Source organism: Pseudomonas sp. Ma2-10 (assembly GCF_054330215.1).
Window position 1 is genome coordinate 122,801 of record NZ_JBTEYL010000002.1, and the last position, 16,619, is coordinate 139,419.

Annotated in this window: 16 protein-coding genes; 8 read left to right on the plus strand and 8 right to left on the minus strand. The window is 60.4% G+C overall.

What is annotated here, in order from left to right:
* Window positions 1-710 precede the first annotated feature (710 nt).
* The 7 genes from ACXPVS_RS03155 to ACXPVS_RS03185 all read right to left on the minus strand — a co-directional run bounded on the left by ACXPVS_RS03155 (window position 711) and on the right by ACXPVS_RS03185 (window position 9,104).
* A complete protein-coding gene (locus tag ACXPVS_RS03155; protein ID WP_458508622.1) occupies window positions 711-1,277 on the minus strand; it encodes an N-acetyltransferase family protein in 567 nt (188 codons plus the stop codon).
* A gap of 22 nt (window positions 1,278-1,299) precedes the next feature.
* Window positions 1,300-2,070 (minus strand): electron transfer flavoprotein subunit beta, encoded by a 771-nt coding sequence (etfB, locus tag ACXPVS_RS03160; protein WP_123368597.1) that lies wholly within the window; start codon window positions 2,068-2,070, stop codon window positions 1,300-1,302.
* Between the two features lie 15 nt (window positions 2,071-2,085).
* Entirely contained in the window at window positions 2,086-3,306 is a 1,221-nt protein-coding gene (etfA, locus tag ACXPVS_RS03165) for an electron transfer flavoprotein subunit alpha (protein WP_458508623.1), read from the minus strand.
* Window positions 3,306-5,270, minus strand: coding sequence for a dimethylglycine demethylation protein DgcB (gene dgcB / locus ACXPVS_RS03170; RefSeq protein ID WP_458508624.1), 1,965 nt, complete (start codon window positions 5,268-5,270; stop codon window positions 3,306-3,308). Before dgcB ends, etfA begins: the two co-directional genes overlap by 1 nt.
* A gap of 171 nt (window positions 5,271-5,441) precedes the next feature.
* The gene (gene dgcA, locus ACXPVS_RS03175; RefSeq protein WP_458508625.1) at window positions 5,442-7,502 is read right to left on the minus strand and encodes a dimethylglycine demethylation protein DgcA; all 2,061 of its coding nucleotides are present in this window, start codon (window positions 7,500-7,502) and stop codon (window positions 5,442-5,444) included.
* Between the two features lie 15 nt (window positions 7,503-7,517).
* Window positions 7,518-8,048: a DUF5943 domain-containing protein gene (locus tag ACXPVS_RS03180; protein WP_458508626.1), complete on the minus strand. Its 531-nt coding sequence runs from the start codon at window positions 8,046-8,048 to the stop codon at window positions 7,518-7,520.
* A gap of 78 nt (window positions 8,049-8,126) precedes the next feature.
* Window positions 8,127-9,104: a dipeptidase gene (locus tag ACXPVS_RS03185; protein WP_458508627.1), complete on the minus strand. Its 978-nt coding sequence runs from the start codon at window positions 9,102-9,104 to the stop codon at window positions 8,127-8,129.
* Between the two features lie 236 nt (window positions 9,105-9,340).
* On the opposite strand from ACXPVS_RS03185, the gene ACXPVS_RS03190 reads away from it, so the two are divergent.
* Window positions 9,341-9,742 carry a lysozyme inhibitor LprI family protein gene (locus tag ACXPVS_RS03190; protein WP_458508628.1) on the plus strand — a complete coding sequence of 134 codons (402 nt, stop codon included), beginning with the start codon at window positions 9,341-9,343 and terminating at the stop codon, window positions 9,740-9,742.
* 61 nt (window positions 9,743-9,803) lie between these two features.
* A complete protein-coding gene (locus ACXPVS_RS03195; protein ID WP_458508629.1) occupies window positions 9,804-10,220 on the plus strand; it encodes a DUF3010 family protein in 417 nt (138 codons plus the stop codon).
* A 3-nt stretch (window positions 10,221-10,223) separates the two neighbouring features.
* Here the strand turns inward: ACXPVS_RS03195 and ACXPVS_RS03200 are convergent, their stop codons facing one another.
* Window positions 10,224-11,168, minus strand: coding sequence for a GlxA family transcriptional regulator (locus ACXPVS_RS03200; protein WP_458508630.1), 945 nt, complete (start codon window positions 11,166-11,168; stop codon window positions 10,224-10,226).
* Between the two features lie 210 nt (window positions 11,169-11,378).
* On the opposite strand from ACXPVS_RS03200, the gene choX reads away from it, so the two are divergent.
* From choX to ACXPVS_RS03230, 6 genes are all read left to right on the plus strand, one after another.
* Window positions 11,379-12,323, plus strand: coding sequence for a choline ABC transporter substrate-binding protein (choX, locus tag ACXPVS_RS03205; RefSeq protein ID WP_458508631.1), 945 nt, complete (start codon window positions 11,379-11,381; stop codon window positions 12,321-12,323).
* A gap of 89 nt (window positions 12,324-12,412) precedes the next feature.
* Window positions 12,413-13,300: a 3-keto-5-aminohexanoate cleavage protein gene (locus ACXPVS_RS03210; protein WP_458508632.1), complete on the plus strand. Its 888-nt coding sequence runs from the start codon at window positions 12,413-12,415 to the stop codon at window positions 13,298-13,300.
* Window positions 13,301-13,327: 27 nt separating this feature from the next.
* The gene (locus tag ACXPVS_RS03215; RefSeq protein ID WP_458508633.1) at window positions 13,328-14,293 is read left to right on the plus strand and encodes an L-carnitine dehydrogenase; all 966 of its coding nucleotides are present in this window, start codon (window positions 13,328-13,330) and stop codon (window positions 14,291-14,293) included.
* A 68-nt stretch (window positions 14,294-14,361) separates the two neighbouring features.
* The gene (locus ACXPVS_RS03220; RefSeq protein WP_458508634.1) at window positions 14,362-14,838 is read left to right on the plus strand and encodes a thioesterase family protein; all 477 of its coding nucleotides are present in this window, start codon (window positions 14,362-14,364) and stop codon (window positions 14,836-14,838) included.
* A gap of 14 nt (window positions 14,839-14,852) precedes the next feature.
* The gene (locus ACXPVS_RS03225) at window positions 14,853-16,016 is read left to right on the plus strand and encodes a gamma-butyrobetaine dioxygenase (protein ID WP_458508635.1); all 1,164 of its coding nucleotides are present in this window, start codon (window positions 14,853-14,855) and stop codon (window positions 16,014-16,016) included.
* 299 nt (window positions 16,017-16,315) lie between these two features.
* The gene (locus tag ACXPVS_RS03230; RefSeq protein WP_458508636.1) at window positions 16,316-16,579 is read left to right on the plus strand and encodes a hypothetical protein; all 264 of its coding nucleotides are present in this window, start codon (window positions 16,316-16,318) and stop codon (window positions 16,577-16,579) included.
* The last annotated feature ends 40 nt before the right edge of the window (window positions 16,580-16,619 follow it).

Below are 16,619 nucleotides of genomic sequence, written 5' to 3' on the forward strand. Positions count from 1 at the left end.
GGCGACTGGCATGGGGCTGTAGAGGTTCGCGAACAAGTTATCCACACCTTCGCCCACAGTAAATGGGGACAAGTGCGGACTTACGGAAAACTTTCTCCACAGAAATTGAAGAAAATCCGTGACTTATCCAGAAACAGGGCTTCAAGCAACAATTGGTTGTTTTTTGATCACAAGCCTGTCAGTCACGTTATCCGTGGCTTACAGAGGATCGCGAACACCTTATCCACAGAAGCGCCAACAGACTTTGGGGGCAACTTGGACGGATCTGTGGAAAACCGCTGGAAGCCGTGATAAATCGGGGTTTTCACGAAGATTATCGGTTTAAAACACCGAATTGATCATTTTTTGATCATTTGCCTGAGAAGCCCGTTTTACATGGCCTGCAGAGGACAGCGAACATCTTATCCACAGATACGCTAACAGAGATTGGGGGCAAGTCTTGGCTCGCCCCTAAAGTTATCCTCTGGAAAAAGCTTGAAAAAACCGTGGGTTAGGCTGGTTACTTTTTGTACGATGGGTTGCAGGGCTTGATCTGTAGGGGGTGCAGCGAAGGGCGAACATGTTATCCACAGAAGCGCTAACAGGGATTGTGGGTAACCACGATCAGGTCTTGTTGAAACACGACCAACCATTACGCCGCAGATCGGGCATGTCTGGTGCCGACTGAGCGTGTTTATGTTCAACCCATTCTTGAAAATGATGCTTGTGAACTAGGGCCGATACATCAGATAGGCCTCCCCCGTGACCCGAATCATCGGATGGGGAATGATCTGGCAGGTATCGACGATACGAAAGCCATGTCGCTCGTAAAACCGACGGGCGCCGGTGTTCTCGGCGTAGTCGATCAGGCTTATGCCATTGAGCCCCAGCTGGTTGGCACGGTCGTAAGCGTAGGCGAGGAATTGCTTGCCCAGGCCCTGGTTTCGCCACCCTTCATGCAGCGCCAGGCTGGAAATGTAGAGGGTGTCGGGGATTTCCATCTTGGCATACGGCGCCAGGACGGGGTCGGTCACTGGAGCCGCCAGCGGATCGTGACGCATCACGTAGCTGTGCATCATGCCAATGACGTTTCCCTGAGCCTCGGCAATGAGGCAGTTCTGCCAGGAAAAATCCACGTCTTCACGGGCATACCGACTGGCGCCCACGTCCAGTAGATCCTGGCCGGGTTGCATCAGTTGGCTCCAGATGTAATCTGCGGCCCCTTCTGACGAAATCCGGAACAAGCGGGCAATCTCTCGCGCATCACTGCGCAGAGCCGAACGAAATTCTACTGCCATTTACCTACCCCCCACGGGACCGCTAGCGGACCACGCCTTCTTCGATCAGTAACTTGAGAATCGCCTCAGCTCCCGCCTCGGCACTCAACCCTTTTAGCACCTGCCCGCCACCGCCACTGGCCTTGGCCGTCGCGGCTTTCATCCGGTCCGCGCCGCTCTTGGCCTTGATCACCTTCAAGCGTTTAGGCCGTGGTTTGGCCGGCTGCAGCGTGGCGACCGCCAGCAGTTCATCGTCGATCACTTCGACTTCATCCGCCTGCAGTACCCCGCGTCGGGCCGGGCCGTAAGCACTCTGCCGAGGCTTAGGCGCTGCGTTATCCACAGTGGCGAGAAACGGTAGCCGTACTTTCAAGCGACGGCGCTGACCACGAGGCAAGGCTTGCAGCACCAGTGCTGAATTCCCGTCGATGGATTCAACTTGAGCCAACCCCACAACCAGCGGCCAGCCCAGGCTTTCGGCCAGCAAGAACGGCAGCATGCCCGAGCCTTCACCGGTTTCCGCCTGGCTACCGGTCAGCACGACCTGAGCCCCGGCGTCACGCAAATACGCGGTCAATGCCGGCAGTGCATCGGCGCCGGACGGTTGTTCAAGCACGTGCAGTTGTTCCAGGCCCATGCCCAGATACGCGCGCAGCGCTGGTTCCGCAACGTCGCCGGCATGCAACACTTGCAGGTTATCCCCCGCGAGTTGCAGGCCCAGCTCTACCGCCCGCGCATCCTGCTCCGCACGACGTGGCCGGCCGGAGGTGGGGTGGGCGCCGATGGACACCAGGCTGATGATTTTCGTGCTCATAACCCTTTCCTTCCCTTAAGCCGCATCGCGCTTGGCTTCATTGCGGTAAGCCTCTACCGCATCGATCAAGGCTTGAAGAATCTCGGCGCTCTCGCCGATCACCGACAGGTCGGCCCGTTTGATCATGTCGCAGCCAGGGTCGAGGTTGATCGCCACCACCTTGTCGCAGACACCGATGCCTTGCAGGTGCTGGATCGCCCCGGAAATCCCCACCGCCACGTAAACACGTGCGGTGACCCAGGTGCCGGACGCACCGACCTGACGGTCGCGGGCCATGAAGCCATCGTCCACCGCCACTCGGGAGGCGCCTTCGGTAGCACCCAACGCTTCGGCGGTCCTGTGGAAAAGTCCCCAGTCCTTGACCCCGTTGCCGCCGGAGAAGATGAACTCGGCTTCGGCCATCGGAATTGCCGCCGGGTCCACCGCTACCGCGCCCATATCCTCGATGCGCGACAAGCTGCGCGCCACGACTGTGGATAACTCCACCGGCAAGGCTTCGTGACGGGTTTCGCTGACCGGTTCGGCGCATTCGACGGCGGCCAGAATCAAGCGTCCCACCGGGCGCGCAAGGTCTTGCAAACCGGCGCCGGCTCGGCCGATGCATGCCTGATCCTTGACCTGCCAGACCCGTGTGGCCGGGCGTTCGCCCAGTGCAGCGGCAAAGCGTCGGCCCAACTCACCACCACCGCTACGGCTGTCAGGCAGCAACCAGTGATGCGGGCTGAATTGGTTATCCACAGCCCGCAGCCCCTGGACCCGTTGTTCCGGTGCATAACCGCTGAACTCTTCACCCTCCAGCACCAGCAAGCGATCGACGCCAGCGGTGGCGAAGGCGCTTTCTTTGTGTTCGCCGAAGACCACGGCCAACACCGCGCCGTCCTTGCCGGCCAACTGATGAGCCAAGCCCAGCAGATCGCGGTCGTGACTGCTCAAGCGGCCGCCGACCATGTCTGGCACCACACTGATGTAAAACGCAGGTGCAGGCACTTGATGCAGTGGCAATTGCACTTCAACCGCCGCCGAGCGCTTGCTCGCCCCGCCCTGTTGAGCGCCGCTGCGGTCAATGCGTTTGATGCCGTTGGGACCGATAAAACCGATGCCATGGGGATTTTTGCGGATGACGCCGTTAGGCCCCATCCAGCTGTGTTGCGCCGGTTGCATGGCCGCGTGCAGCGGGTGCAAGCGGTTACGGGCGATCCATTCGGCGCGTGGGTCGCGGCGGATAATGTCGCTCATCAGTGGGCCTCCGCAGGTTCACGTTGGGCCGGTTTGGTCGGCTTGCTCGGGGCTGCGTCTTCGAGCAACGCGTCCGCCACCAGTTCGGCGATGTCCTTGATCAGCGGCCGGGGTTCGACCACGCCTTCGAGCATCGCGGTGCACTGTGGACAACCCACGGCCACCAGTTCGGCGCCGGTTTCGCGGATGTCTTCCATGCGCATGTCGGGGATCCGTTGTTTGCCCGGGATGTCGGTGATCGGCGCACCGCCGCCACCGCCGCAGCAGCGCGAGCGGAAACCGGAGCGTTGCATTTCTTTGATCTCGATCCCCAGGGCGCGCAGCACTTCACGCGGCGCCTCGTATTCGCCGTTGTAACGGCCGAGGTAGCACGGATCGTGATAGGTCACGCTGCTGCCTTTGTGCTGGCCAAGGTTCAGGGCACCGGCGCCAATGATTTCCGCCATATAGGTGCTGTGGTGCTGCACGACGTAATTGCCGTCGAAGGCGTTGTACTCGTTTTTCAGCACGTGGAAGCTGTGCGGGTCGCAGGTGACGATGCGGTTGAAGCTGTACTTGGCCAGGGTCTGGATGTTGCGTTTGGCCAACAACTGGAAGGTTGCTTCGTCGCCCAGACGCCGGGCCACGTCACCACTGTCGCGCTCTTCAAGACCCAACACCGCGAAGTCGATCTTGGCGGCTTTCAGCACTTTGACGAAGGCGCGCAAGGTGCGTTGGTTGCGCATGTCAAAGGCACCGTCGCCAACCCAGAACAGCACGTCGACCGATTGCCTCTCGCTCATCAGATCGAGGTTCAAGTCCGCCGCCCAGTTCATCCGCCCACCCGGGGCGAAGCCGCCAGGGTTGTCGGTGGCGATGAGGTTTTCGAGGACCTCGGCGCCCTTGTTCGGGGTCGCGCCTCTTTCCAGGGTCAGATGGCGGCGCATGTCAACGATGGCGTCGACGTGCTCGATCATCATCGGGCACTCCTCGACACAGGCGCGGCAAGTGGTGCAGGACCACAAGGTTTCAGCGTCCACCAGGCCATTGACGATCGGTTGATGCGGGTTGCCGGCGTGTTCGCCGATGGCCTTGCCTTCGCCGTCTAGCGATGGATACGGGCTGCCGGCGAATTGGGCATCCGTGCCACCGGCAAGGCCGACGACCATGTCTTGAATCAGCTTTTTCGGGTTCAGCGGCTGGCCGGCGGCGAACGCCGGGCACGCGGCTTCGCACTTACCGCACTGCACGCAGGCGTCGAAGCCGAGCAGTTGGTTCCAGGTGAAATCCTTAGGCTTTTCCACGCCCAGTGGCGCGTTTGGATCGCTCAGGTCCAGCGGTTTCAAACCGGTGGAACGGCCGCCGCCAAAACGCTCGGCGCGACGGTGCCAGGCCAGGTGCAAAGCACCGGCGAAGGCGTGCTTCATCGGCCCGCCCCAGGTCATGCCGAAGAACAGTTCGCTAACGCCCCACAGCACACCGACGCCGAGGATCGCAGCGACCACCCAACCGCCGAAGTTTTCCGGGAGGATGCCGGCGACCGGCAGGGTCAACAGGAAGAAGCTCGCCGAGAACGCCAACAGGCTTTTCGGCAGACGCATCCATGGCCCTTTGGAAAGACGAGCCGGTGGGTTGCGACGACGCAGGAACATGAAAATCGCACCGCCGAACATCACCGCCGAGGCAAGCAACAGGGCAACACCGAGCATGCGATTGTGCAGGCCGAAACCGTGAACCAGGATCGCCAGCACAATGGACGCCACCGCGCCGCCAGCCGTGGCGACGTGGGTGTTGGCGATGTATTTGTCCCGCGCGACGACATGGTGCAAATCAACCATGTAACGCTTGGGCATGGCGAACAGGCCACCGATCAGGTCGACTTTCGAAGCCCGGCCCCGGCGCCACATAGCCACCCGCCGCAACGCGCCCAGGACAGCAAGGCCCAGGGCTGCGAACAACAGGATTGGAAGAAGGGTGTTCAACATGGTGGAGCTCCCAAAGACCTCGGGGTCTTGCAGGCTTAACTAGCTGGATGCCTTGCTCGATTCCCGTGGGAGCCAGCCTGCTCGCGAAAGCGGTGGGTCAGTCGACATCACTGTTGGCTGACCGATTGCATTCGCGAGCAGGCTCGCTCCCACAGGGTTATCCACAAGCTCTTAGAAATCCTTGCACAACCGCAACGCGTCATAGATCGCCGCGTGGGTGTTGCGCTGCGCCACGCAGTCGCCGATGCGGAACAGCAGGTAACCGTCGCCCGGCTGGCTCAGCGAAGGTTGCGGCTTGATCGCGAACAGGGCTTCGATGTCCATCTGGCCTTTGTTGCGCGAGCCTTCCTTCAGCCCGTAGTAGATTTCTTCGTCCGGACGCACGCCGTTCTCGACGACTACCTGGTCCACCACCCGTTCCTCTTTGGCGCCGGTGTATTCGTTTTCCAGCACCGCCACCAGCTTGTCGCCTTCGCGGTAGACCTTCTCCAGCATCATGTCCCCGGTCATGATCACTTCTTTGGGGTACATGCTGCGGTAGTAGGTCGGGAACGAGGTGCCGCCAATCGCCACGCCCGGCTTGATGTCGTCAGTGACGATCTCGACCTGGCTGCCCTTGTCGGCGAGGAAGTCGGCGGTCGACATCCCGGTGAACTCGCAAATGGTGTCGTAGACCAGCACGTTTTTGCCCGGTGCGACCTTGCCATCGAGAATGTCCCAGCTGCTGACAACCAGGCCTTCAGCCGCGCCCCAGTGTTCGTTCTGCTCGATGAATGGATGACCACCGACGGCGAGCACCACCACGTCTGGACGTAGATCCAGAATGGTCGCCGCGTCGGCCGAGACGCCCAGGCGCAGATCGACTTTCAGACGGGCCAACTCCAACTGGTACCAGCGCGTGATACCGGCGATCTGATCGCGTTGCGGGGCTTTCGAAGCCGTAGTGATCTGCCCACCAATGAATTCTTTCTTCTCTAACAGGGTCACGTCGTGACCCCGCTCGGCCGATACACGAGCCGCTTCCATCCCGGCAGGACCGGCACCCACCACCACGACTTTGCGCTTCACACCCGTCGACTTCTCGATGATGTGCGGCACGCCCATGTATTCACGGGAGGTCGCAGCGTTCTGGATGCACAACACGTCCAGACCCTGATATTGACGGTCGATGCAGTAGTTGGCGCCGACGCACTGTTTGATCTGGTCGATCTGGCCCATTTTGATCTTGGCGATCAGGTGGGGATCGGCGATGTGGGCACGGGTCATACCGACCATGTCTACATAGCCGCCTTCGAGAATACGCGTCGCCTGGTTCGGGTCCTTGATGTTCTGCGCGTGCAGGACAGGGGACTTGACCACTTCCTTGATCCCGGCAGCCAAATGCAGGAATGGCTCCGGTGGATAACTCATGTTCGGGATAACGTTGGCCAGGGTGTTGTGAGTGTCGCAACCCGAACCCACGACGCCGATGAAATCGAGCATGCCGGTGTCGTCGTAGTACTTGGCAATCTGCTTCATGTCCTCGTGGGACAAGCCATCCGGATGGAACTCGTCACCGCACAGGCGGATGCCGACACAGAAATCCGGTCCGACTTCGGCCCGCACGGCCTTGAGCACTTCGAGGCCGAAACGCATGCGGTTTTCAAAGCTACCGCCCCATTCGTCGGTCCGCTTGTTGACTCGCGGGCTCCAGAATTGATCGATCATGTGCTGGTGCACCGCTGACAGCTCGACGCCATCCAGGCCACCGGCCTTGGCGCGCCGCGCCGCTTGCGCGTAGTTGCCGATCACGCGCCAGATTTCTTCCGGCTCGATGGTCTTGCAGGTCGCACGGTGCACCGGCTCGCGCACGCCGGACGGCGACATCAGCGTAGGCCAGTTGAAGCCATCCCAACGGGAGCGACGGCCCATGTGGGTAATCTGGATCATGATCTTGGCGCCGTGCTTGTGCATGGCGTCGGCCAGATTCTGGAAGTGCGGAATAATGCGGTCGGTGGACAGGTTGACCGAACTCCACCATTCCTGCGGGCTATCGACGGCCACGACGGACGAGCCGCCGCAAATCGCCAGGCCGATCCCGCCCTTGGCTTTCTCTTCGTAATACTTGACGTACCGATCGGTGGTCATGCCACCGTCAGTGGCATAAACCTCGGCGTGCGCAGTGCTGAGCACGCGGTTGCGGATGGTCAGTTTGCCGATCTGGATCGGCTGAAACATTGCTTCGAAAGCCATGGCGGGTTCCTCGACTTACAACGGCTTGACGGTGAACAGGCCGTCGTCGTGGCCTTCTTCGGAGCCACCGTAAACCTGTTCGGCAACGGTGCGGATCTTGCTGCCACGGGCTTGCAGAATCTGGTCCATGGCACCGGCAAACCAGCCGGTGAACATGTAATCGACCTTGCGCCCGACCTTGCCGTACACGTAGACGAACGCCGAGTGTTCGAGCTTGACGCTGGCAGTGCCTTTGTCGAGGTCGATGTCCTGGGTCTTGAACAGGCCCCAGCCGCGCTGCGACAGACGCTTCATGTAGTGCTCGAACACCGCAACGCCTTCCAGGCCGTGGCATTCAGCTTCTTTTTCACACCAGTGCCAGGCGGACTTGTAGCCGGCCTTGTAGAGGATTTCGGCGTAGGCGTCGGCGCCCAGCACTTCCTCGATGCCCATGTGGTTGTTGACGAAGAAGTGACGCGGTACATACAGCATTGGCAGGGCGTCGGAGGTCCAGACACCGGTTTCGCTGTCGACTTCGATTGGCAATTGCGGGGCGATCTTGGCCATGGAAACTTAACTCCAGAAAATTTTGGTGTTGCCCCCGGCGCGGACGGCCGAGGGAAAAGATTCGTCAGGCGCTGCGGCTTACTCGCCCCAGACGTCCTTGAGAACGTTGACCCAGTTCTCGCCCATGATCTTGCGGACCACGCGCTCGCAATGGCCGCGCTTGAGCAGGGTTTCGGTCAGGTTCGGGAACTCGCCGACGGTGCGGATGCCCAGCGGGTTGATGATCTTGCCGAAGCTGGTCAGCCGGCGGGCGTAGCCCTTGTCGTGGGTCAGGTATTCGAAGAAGTCCTGGCCATGACCCTGGGTGAAGTCGGTGCCGATACCGATGGCGTCTTCACCGACGATATTCATGGTGTATTCGATGGCTTCGGCGTAATCGTCGATGGTCGAATCAATGCCCTTGGCCAGGAATGGCGCAAACATGGTCACACCGACGAAACCGCCGTGATCGGCGATGAACTTCAGTTCTTCATCGGATTTGTTGCGCGGGTGGACTTTCAGGCCCGACGGCAGGCAATGGGAGTAGCACACCGGCTTCTTGGATTCGAGGATGACTTCTTCGGAAGTCTTGGAGCCGACGTGGGAAAGGTCGCACATGACGCCGACGCGGTTCATCTCGGCAACGATTTCACGACCGAAGCCCGACAGGCCGCCATCGCGCTCATAGCAACCGGTACCGACCAGGTTTTGGGTGTTGTAGCACATCTGCACGATACCGACGCCCAGCTGCTTGAACACCTCGACGTAGCCGATCTGGTCTTCAAAGGCGTGAGCATTCTGGAAGCCGAAGAGGATGCCGGTCTTGCCCTGCTCCTTGGCCTTGCGGATATCGGCGGTGGTGCGTACCGGAATCACCAGGTCGCTGTTTTCGCGGATCAGCTTCTGGCTGGCGGCGATATTGTTGACGGTGGCCTGGAAGCCCTCCCATACCGACACGGTGCAGTTGGCCGCCGTCAGGCCGCCCTTGCGCATGTCTTCGAACAGCTCACGGTTCCACTTGGCAATAATCAGGCCGTCGATAACGATGCTGTCGGCGTGCAATTCGGCTGGGCTCATCAGGCTGTCCCCTATTAGCGATTCATGCGCCGAATCGTGTGTCGGCGCTTTGGGGCCAGCATATGCCTGAGGGAGGGGGCAGCCGGGTGCAAAAACGACAAGGGGTTTGCCGAAAGCGTCAATCCGCGACAAAGGGTCGTTGCCGGACGTCATGGGTCACCTGTTCAAGGGCCTGCGCATGAGCCAGAATTCGCGCCACTACTGGATGCATTACTGGAATAAGGGGCTGCGGCGCAATGAAATCGATCTCCCTGGCGTTAGTACTGATAGCGACCGGCGCACACGCGGCGCAGGAGTCTGACGACAACCCCTGCGACAAAGTCGAAAACGAGGTCCAGACCCTGGAATGCTCGGCCTACAGCAGAACCACCGCCGAAGACCTGCTCAAAGACAACGACAACAGCCTGACCGAGCGCATGCGAACGCTCTACGGCAAGAACCCGGCGCGACTGACCGACATCACCGCCAAGCTCAAGGCCGCTCAACAGCAATGGCTGAAGACCCGGGAGGCGGATTGCGCGGTTGAAGCATTCCCGGCGACAGCCGGTAGCAAGGCGTTCACCATTGCGCAAAATGATTGCGTGGCGCGGATGAGTGACGAGCGGTCGGAGTTTTTGGAGTCGATTGGGCAGGAGTAAGCGCAAACGTCAATCAACTTGAGCTGTAAGCTGCAGGCCACCATTCGGGAAAGGGACTCACATGAAAATCTGCGGCATCGAAATCAAAGGCAGCGAAGCGATCATCGCCGTGGCCTCCCTCGACGGTCAGGCGCTGAGCCACATCGCTCTACCCACCAAGAAAATTGCCCTCGACGATGACGACGAAGCCGCGAACGTCAAAGCCTTTGCCGCTCAGGTGGCGTCGTTTGTGCGCGAGAATTCCATCGACCGTATCGCGATCAAAAAGCGCAGCAAGAAAGGTGAGTTCGCCGGCGGGCCGACCACGTTCAAGATCGAGGGCGTTTTCCAGTTGCTGGAAAATTGCGAGGTCACACTACTGTCGCCACAGACTATCAATGCGCAGAACAAGAAGTTTGACTTTGAACTGCCGGCCACGCTGAACAAGTATCAGCATGAGGCGTTTAAGGCGGCTTGCTCGGCGTTGATGAAGAAGTAATGATCATGCTTGGGCGGTACGTCGGTCCTCCCGTGGGCAGCGGGCAAATCTTGCCCGGTAACTGCGGGTGAAATACGACGGCGATTCAAACCCGCACGCGATACTCACCTCCAGCACACTCATGTCCGTCTGCCGCAACAGTTGCTGGGCCTTCTCCAGCCGCAAGCGCAGGTAAAAATTGCTTGGCGTCTCATTCAGGTGCAACCGAAACAAGCGCTCCAACTGCCGCCGCGTCACCTTGATCGATTCGGCCAATTCCAGCGTGCTCAGCGGCGGTTCGCTGTGCTGCTCCATCTCGCCGATCACGTGTACGAGCTTCTTGTTGCTGATGCCATAACGCGTGGCGACTTCCATACGCTGGTGGTCTTTGCGCGGGCGAATGCGGCCGAGCACAAATTGCTCGCTGACCTGGACCGCCAGTTTCGGGCCGTGGGCCTGGCTGATGAGGTCGAGCATCAGGTCGATGGACGCGGTGCCACCGGCAGAGGTGATGCGCCGGCGGTCGATCTCGAACAGCTCCTGAGTGACGCTGAGTTGCGGATAGGACTCCTTGAAGGCGTCGATGGCTTCCCAATGCAGGGTCAGGCGATGGCCGTCGAGCAGGCCGGCTTGGGCGAGGACGAAACTGCCGGTGTCGATGGCGCCGAGGGTCACGCCTTCGTTGTCCAGGCGGCGCAGCCAGTACTCCAGCGCCGGGGTGGCGAACTTCAGGGGTTCGAAGCCGGCGACTACCAATAATGTTGCGCCTTTCTTCAGTGGTTCCAGCGCCGCATCGGCGTTGACCGACATGCCATTGCTGGCCAATACCGCCCCGCCGTCCGCGCTGAGCACATGCCAGCGGTACAGCTCGCCACGAAAGCGATTGGCGACTCGCAGCGGCTCGATGGCCGAGATGAAACCGATGGCCGAAAAACCCGGCATCAACAAGAAGTAGAAATCCTGGGACATGGAGCGCACTCGACTGGCAGGTAACGAGAGGGCGGGAAGCGTATGGACGTTGATACGCCACTTGCAAGAGGCATTCAAGCGCGCAGGTCGCTGCAGTGCAAGTGCTGGTCGCCGCAGTGCGCTTGAGCGGGCCTCAAGCTGCGTAACTTGGGCATCACCGGCGCACGAAGATGCCGGAACCCACAATAACGATCTGCCGAGGAACCTGAGATGAAACGACTGATCAGCAGCTGTGTTCTTGCACTCAGCGGTACCGCTTTCCTGAGCGCCAGCGTCATGGCGGCCGAACCTGCTTCATGCCAGAACGTGCGCATGGGCGTAGTGAACTGGACCGACGTAATCGCCACCAGCGCCATGACCCAGGTCCTGCTCGACGGCCTCGGCTATAAAACCAAACAAACCAGCGCTTCCCAGCAAATCATCTTTGCCGGGATCCGTGACCAGCGCCTGGACTTGTTCCTCGGCTACTGGAACCCGCTGATGACCCAGACCATCACCCCGTTCGTCGCGGCCAAACAGGTCAAGGTGCTTGAGGCGCCCAGCCTCAAAGACGCCCGCGCCACCCTCGCCGTGCCAACGTATCTCGCCGACAAAGGCCTGAAAACCTTCGCCGACATCGCCAAGTTCAAGAAAGAACTGGGCGGCAAGATCTACGGTATCGAACCTGGCTCGGGGGCTAATACCCAGATCAAGGCGATGATCGCCAAAAACCAGTTCGACCTCGGCAAGTTCCAGTTGGTCGAGTCGAGCGAGGCCGGCATGCTCGCGGCGGTGGATCGCGCTGTACGGCGCAATGAAGCCGTGGTGTTCTTCGGCTGGGCGCCGCACCCGATGAACGTCAACGTGGAGATGACGTACCTCACCGGCAGCGACGACGCTCTGGGCCCGAACGAAGGCATGGCCACGGTCTGGACTGTCACCGCGCCGAACTACGCCGAGCAATGCCCGAACATCGGTCGCTTGCTAAGCAACCTGACGTACACCGCCGAAGACGAGAGCCGGATGATGCAGCCGCTGCTGGATCACAAGGACGCCTTCGAATCGGCCAAGCTATGGCTGAAAGATCACCCACAAGACAAACAACGCTGGCTCGAAGGTGTGACCACGTTCGATGGCAAACCAGCCGCTGAACACCTGCAACTGACCACCAAATAAACCCGATTGAACCACCGACTCGCAGCCCGACCGGGCTGCGAACGGAATCATCACGCCCGCCATTCCCATAAAGAACAGGAACCCGCCTCATGAACCACGACGTCATCATCACCTGCGCACTCACCGGTGCTGGCGACACGACCAGCAAAAGCCCACACGTGCCGGTCACCCCGAAACAAATCGCCGCGGCCGCCGTGGAAGCCGCCAAGGCCGGCGCCACGGTCGTTCACTGCCACGTTCGCAACCCCGAAACCGGCAAATTCAGCCGTGATGTAGCCCTGTACCGCGAAGTGATGGAGCGTATCCGCGAAGCGGACGTCGACATCATCGTCAACCTCACCGCCGGCATGGGCGGCGACCTGGAAATCGGCGCGGGCGAGAACCCGATGGAGTTCGGCCCGAACACCGACCTGGTCGGCCCGCTGACCCGCCTGGCCCACGTTGAAGAACTGCTGCCGGAAATCTGCACCCTCGATTGCGGCACCCTGAACTTCGGTGACGGCGACACCATTTACGTGTCCACCCCGGCCCAGCTACGCGCTGGCGCCAAACGCATTCAAGAGCTGGGCGTGAAGGCCGAGCTGGAAATTTTCGACACCGGTCACCTGTGGTTCGCCAAGCAGATGATCAAGGAAGGCCTGCTCGACGACCCGCTGTTCCAGCTCTGCCTGGGCATCCCGTGGGGCGCACCGGCCGACACCACCACCATGAAAGCCATGGTCGACAACCTGCCAGCCAATGCGGTGTGGGCCGGGTTCGGTATCGGTCGCATGCAGATGCCGATGGCTGCGCAAGCGGTGCTGCTCGGTGGCAACGTGCGGGTCGGTCTGGAAGACAACATCTGGCTGGACAAGGGCGTACTGGCAACCAACGGCCAACTGGTCGAGCGTGCCTCGGAAATCCTCAGCCGTCTCGGCGCCCGTGTTCTGACACCGGCGCAAGGCCGGGCAAAAATGGGCCTGACCAAGCGCGGCTAATCGACTTTTTCAAACTCTGGAATTGCCATGACTTTTATCACCGAAATCAAAACCTTCGCCGCCTTGGGCAGCGGTGTCATCGGCAGCGGCTGGGTCTCCCGCGCCCTCGCCCACGGCCTCGACGTGGTGGCCTGGGACCCGGCGCCCGGTGCCGAAGCGGCGCTGCGCAAACGCGTCGCCAATGCCTGGGGCGCTTTGGAGAAACAGGGCCTTGCGCCCGGTGCATCGCAGGATCGGTTGCGCTTTGTCGCAACCATTGAAGAATGCGTTCGCGAGGCGGATTTCATTCAGGAAAGTGCCCCCGAGCGTCTGGACCTGAAACTGGAACTGCACAGCAAAATCAGCGCGGCGGCCAAGCCCAATGCCTTGATCGGCTCCAGCACTTCCGGCCTGTTGCCGAGCGAGTTCTACGAGAGTTCGACGCATCCAGAACGCTGCGTGGTCGGGCACCCGTTCAACCCGGTTTACCTGCTACCGCTGGTGGAAGTGGTTGGCGGCAAAAACACCGCTCCGGAAGCGGTTCAAGCGGCGATGAAAGTCTACGAATCGTTGGGCATGCGTCCGTTGCATGTGCGCAAGGAAGTACCCGGTTTTATCGCCGACCGCTTGCTCGAAGCGCTGTGGCGTGAGGCGCTGCACCTGGTCAACGACGGTGTGGCAACCACCGGTGAGATCGACGATGCGATCCGTTTTGGCGCGGGTCTGCGCTGGTCATTCATGGGCACGTTTTTGACCTACACGCTCGCGGGGGGCGATGCCGGCATGCGGCACTTCATGGCGCAATTCGGGCCAGCGTTGCAGTTGCCGTGGACGTATCTGCCGGCACCGGAGCTGACGGACAAGTTGATCGATGATGTGGTGGATGGCACCCGTGATCAGTTGGGTACACACAGCATTTCAGCGCTGGAGCGCTATCGTGATGATTGCTTGCTGGCGGTGCTGGAGGCGGTGAAGACCACCAAAGAGAAGCATGGGATGGCCTTCAGCGAATAACGCTTCCCACTGATCGTTCCCTCGCCCTGCGTCGGAACGATCATCCCCGATCATGCCTGGAGAGAATCATGCCCTCCCTGACCACCTACCAAACCAAAATCATCCCCGACTGGGTCGACTACAACGGCCACCTGCGCGACGCCTTCTACCTGCTGATTTTCAGCTACGCCACCGACGCGCTGATGGATCGTCTGGGCATGGACAGCAACAACCGCGAAGCCAGCGGCAACTCGCTGTTTACCCTCGAACTGCACCTCAATTACCTGCACGAAGTGAAGCTCGACGCCGACGTCGACGTGCGCACCCAAATCATCGGCCACGACAGCAAACGCCTGCATCTCTATCACAGCCTGCACCTGGCGGGTGATGAGAAGGAATTGGCGGGCAACGAGCAAATGCTGCTGCACGTCGATCTTGCCGGACCGCGCTCCGCGCCGTTCAGCGACGACACCTTGGGCAAGCTGCAAGCCATCGTCGCCGAGCAAGCAGACCTGCCCGCCCCTGCCTACATTGGCCGAATGATCGCGTTACCCCCTAAAAAATAACAAGGAGATCGCCATTGAACACCGCCGCCGCTTTTGCCGACTTCCGTACCTACCCGTTGATCAGCGCGTTGACCGCCGTACACACCCTGGCGGACCGAATTCAAGTGAAGTGGGCCGATGACCGTGTCAGTCCCTTTCATCATCAGTGGTTGCGGGACAACTGCCCATGCCCGCTGTGCGTCTACACCATAACCCGCGAGCAAGTGCTGGAAATCGTCGACGTCGCCGAAAACCTGAAGCCCTCGGACGTCAGCGTTGATGCCCAAGGCTGCCTGCGTGTCGATTGGCAGGACGGCCATCTCAGCCGTTTCGATCCTGGCTGGTTACGGGCCCACGCCTACGATGACGAGTCCCGCGCCGAACGCCGGGCATCCAAGCCAAAAAGCCAGCTGTGGAACAGCAACCTGACGCTGCCGGTATTCGACTACCAGGCGTTGATGAACGACAACGACGCCTTGCTGCAATGGCTGCTGGCCGTGCGCGATATCGGCCTGACCCAGGTTCGCGGCGTGCCCACCGAGCCAGGCTCATTGAAGTTGATTGCCCAGCGGATTTCCTTCATCCGCGAGAGCAATTTTGGCGTGCTGTTCAACGTGCAATCCAAGGCTGATGCCGACAGCAATGCCTACACCGCTTTCAACCTGCCGCTGCACAGCGACCTGCCGACCCGGGAGTTACAACCAGGGCTGCAGTTTCTGCATTGCCTGGTCAATGACGCCGAGGGTGGCGAGAGTATTTTCGTCGACGGCTTTGCCATTGCCGAAGCCTTGCGCCAGGAAGCTCCCGAGGCGTTTAAAAGCCTTTGCGACATCCCGGTGGAGTTCCGTAATAAAGACCGCCACAGCGACTACCGCTGTCTCGCGCCGATCATCGCGCTGAATGCCTTTGGGCAGGTTTCGGAAATCCGCATGGCGAATTTCCTGCGTGGTCCATTCGATGCATCGGTCGAACAGATGCCCGCGCTTTATCACGCCTACCGCCGCTTTATTGCGATGACCCGGGAATCGCGATTCCGGGTGATGACGCGGTTAAACCCCGGCGAAATGTGGTGTTTCGACAACCGCCGCACCCTCCACGCCCGCAACGCCTTCGACCCCGCCACCGGCGCCCGGCATTTTCAGGGCTGCTATGTCGACCGTGATGAATTGTTGTCGCGCGTGCTCGTTCTTCAACGTTAAACCGCGACGGCGTCTGGCCCGGCAACACAAAAGTCGCTGATTCACAGGCAAAAAAAACCCCGATCAAGCCGTGACAGGATCGGGGCAGAAGTGGGTACTGTTGAGGAGCCGTTGCGCGAGGGTGACCAAACCTTCGTGAAGCCAGCTGATCCCAGTGTGCCCACTCTGCTTGCGCCCAAGTTAGCCGAAAACGACCTGTTCATAGGTATTGCGGCCATGGCGACAAATCGTCCTTGCCGCCACTCCATACCCCTACGAGAATCGAGCCAAGACACCGTTCCCTGAAGAAGGATTGCGTCATGATGCACGCCGATTTAATTGACCAGGAAGACCTGTTGGGCCAGCTGAAATCGTTGGGCTTTCAAGTACCAAGTGGCTCCACCGCCGAGCAGGCTTGCGAATGTGCAGTGCGAGGCTTGAACGATGAACGGGCGATGACACTGCGGACCATGGTCAAGCAGATGTACACCAGCAGCGCGACCATTCTGCCGGCCGTGCGCCAGGCCATCGACAAACAATTGCTGCCCGCGCTGGCGGAGTATCAGCAGAGCCGCAGGGCCTGATAGTGGTCGTTCCCACGCTCGCGTGGGAACGACCCGTGCA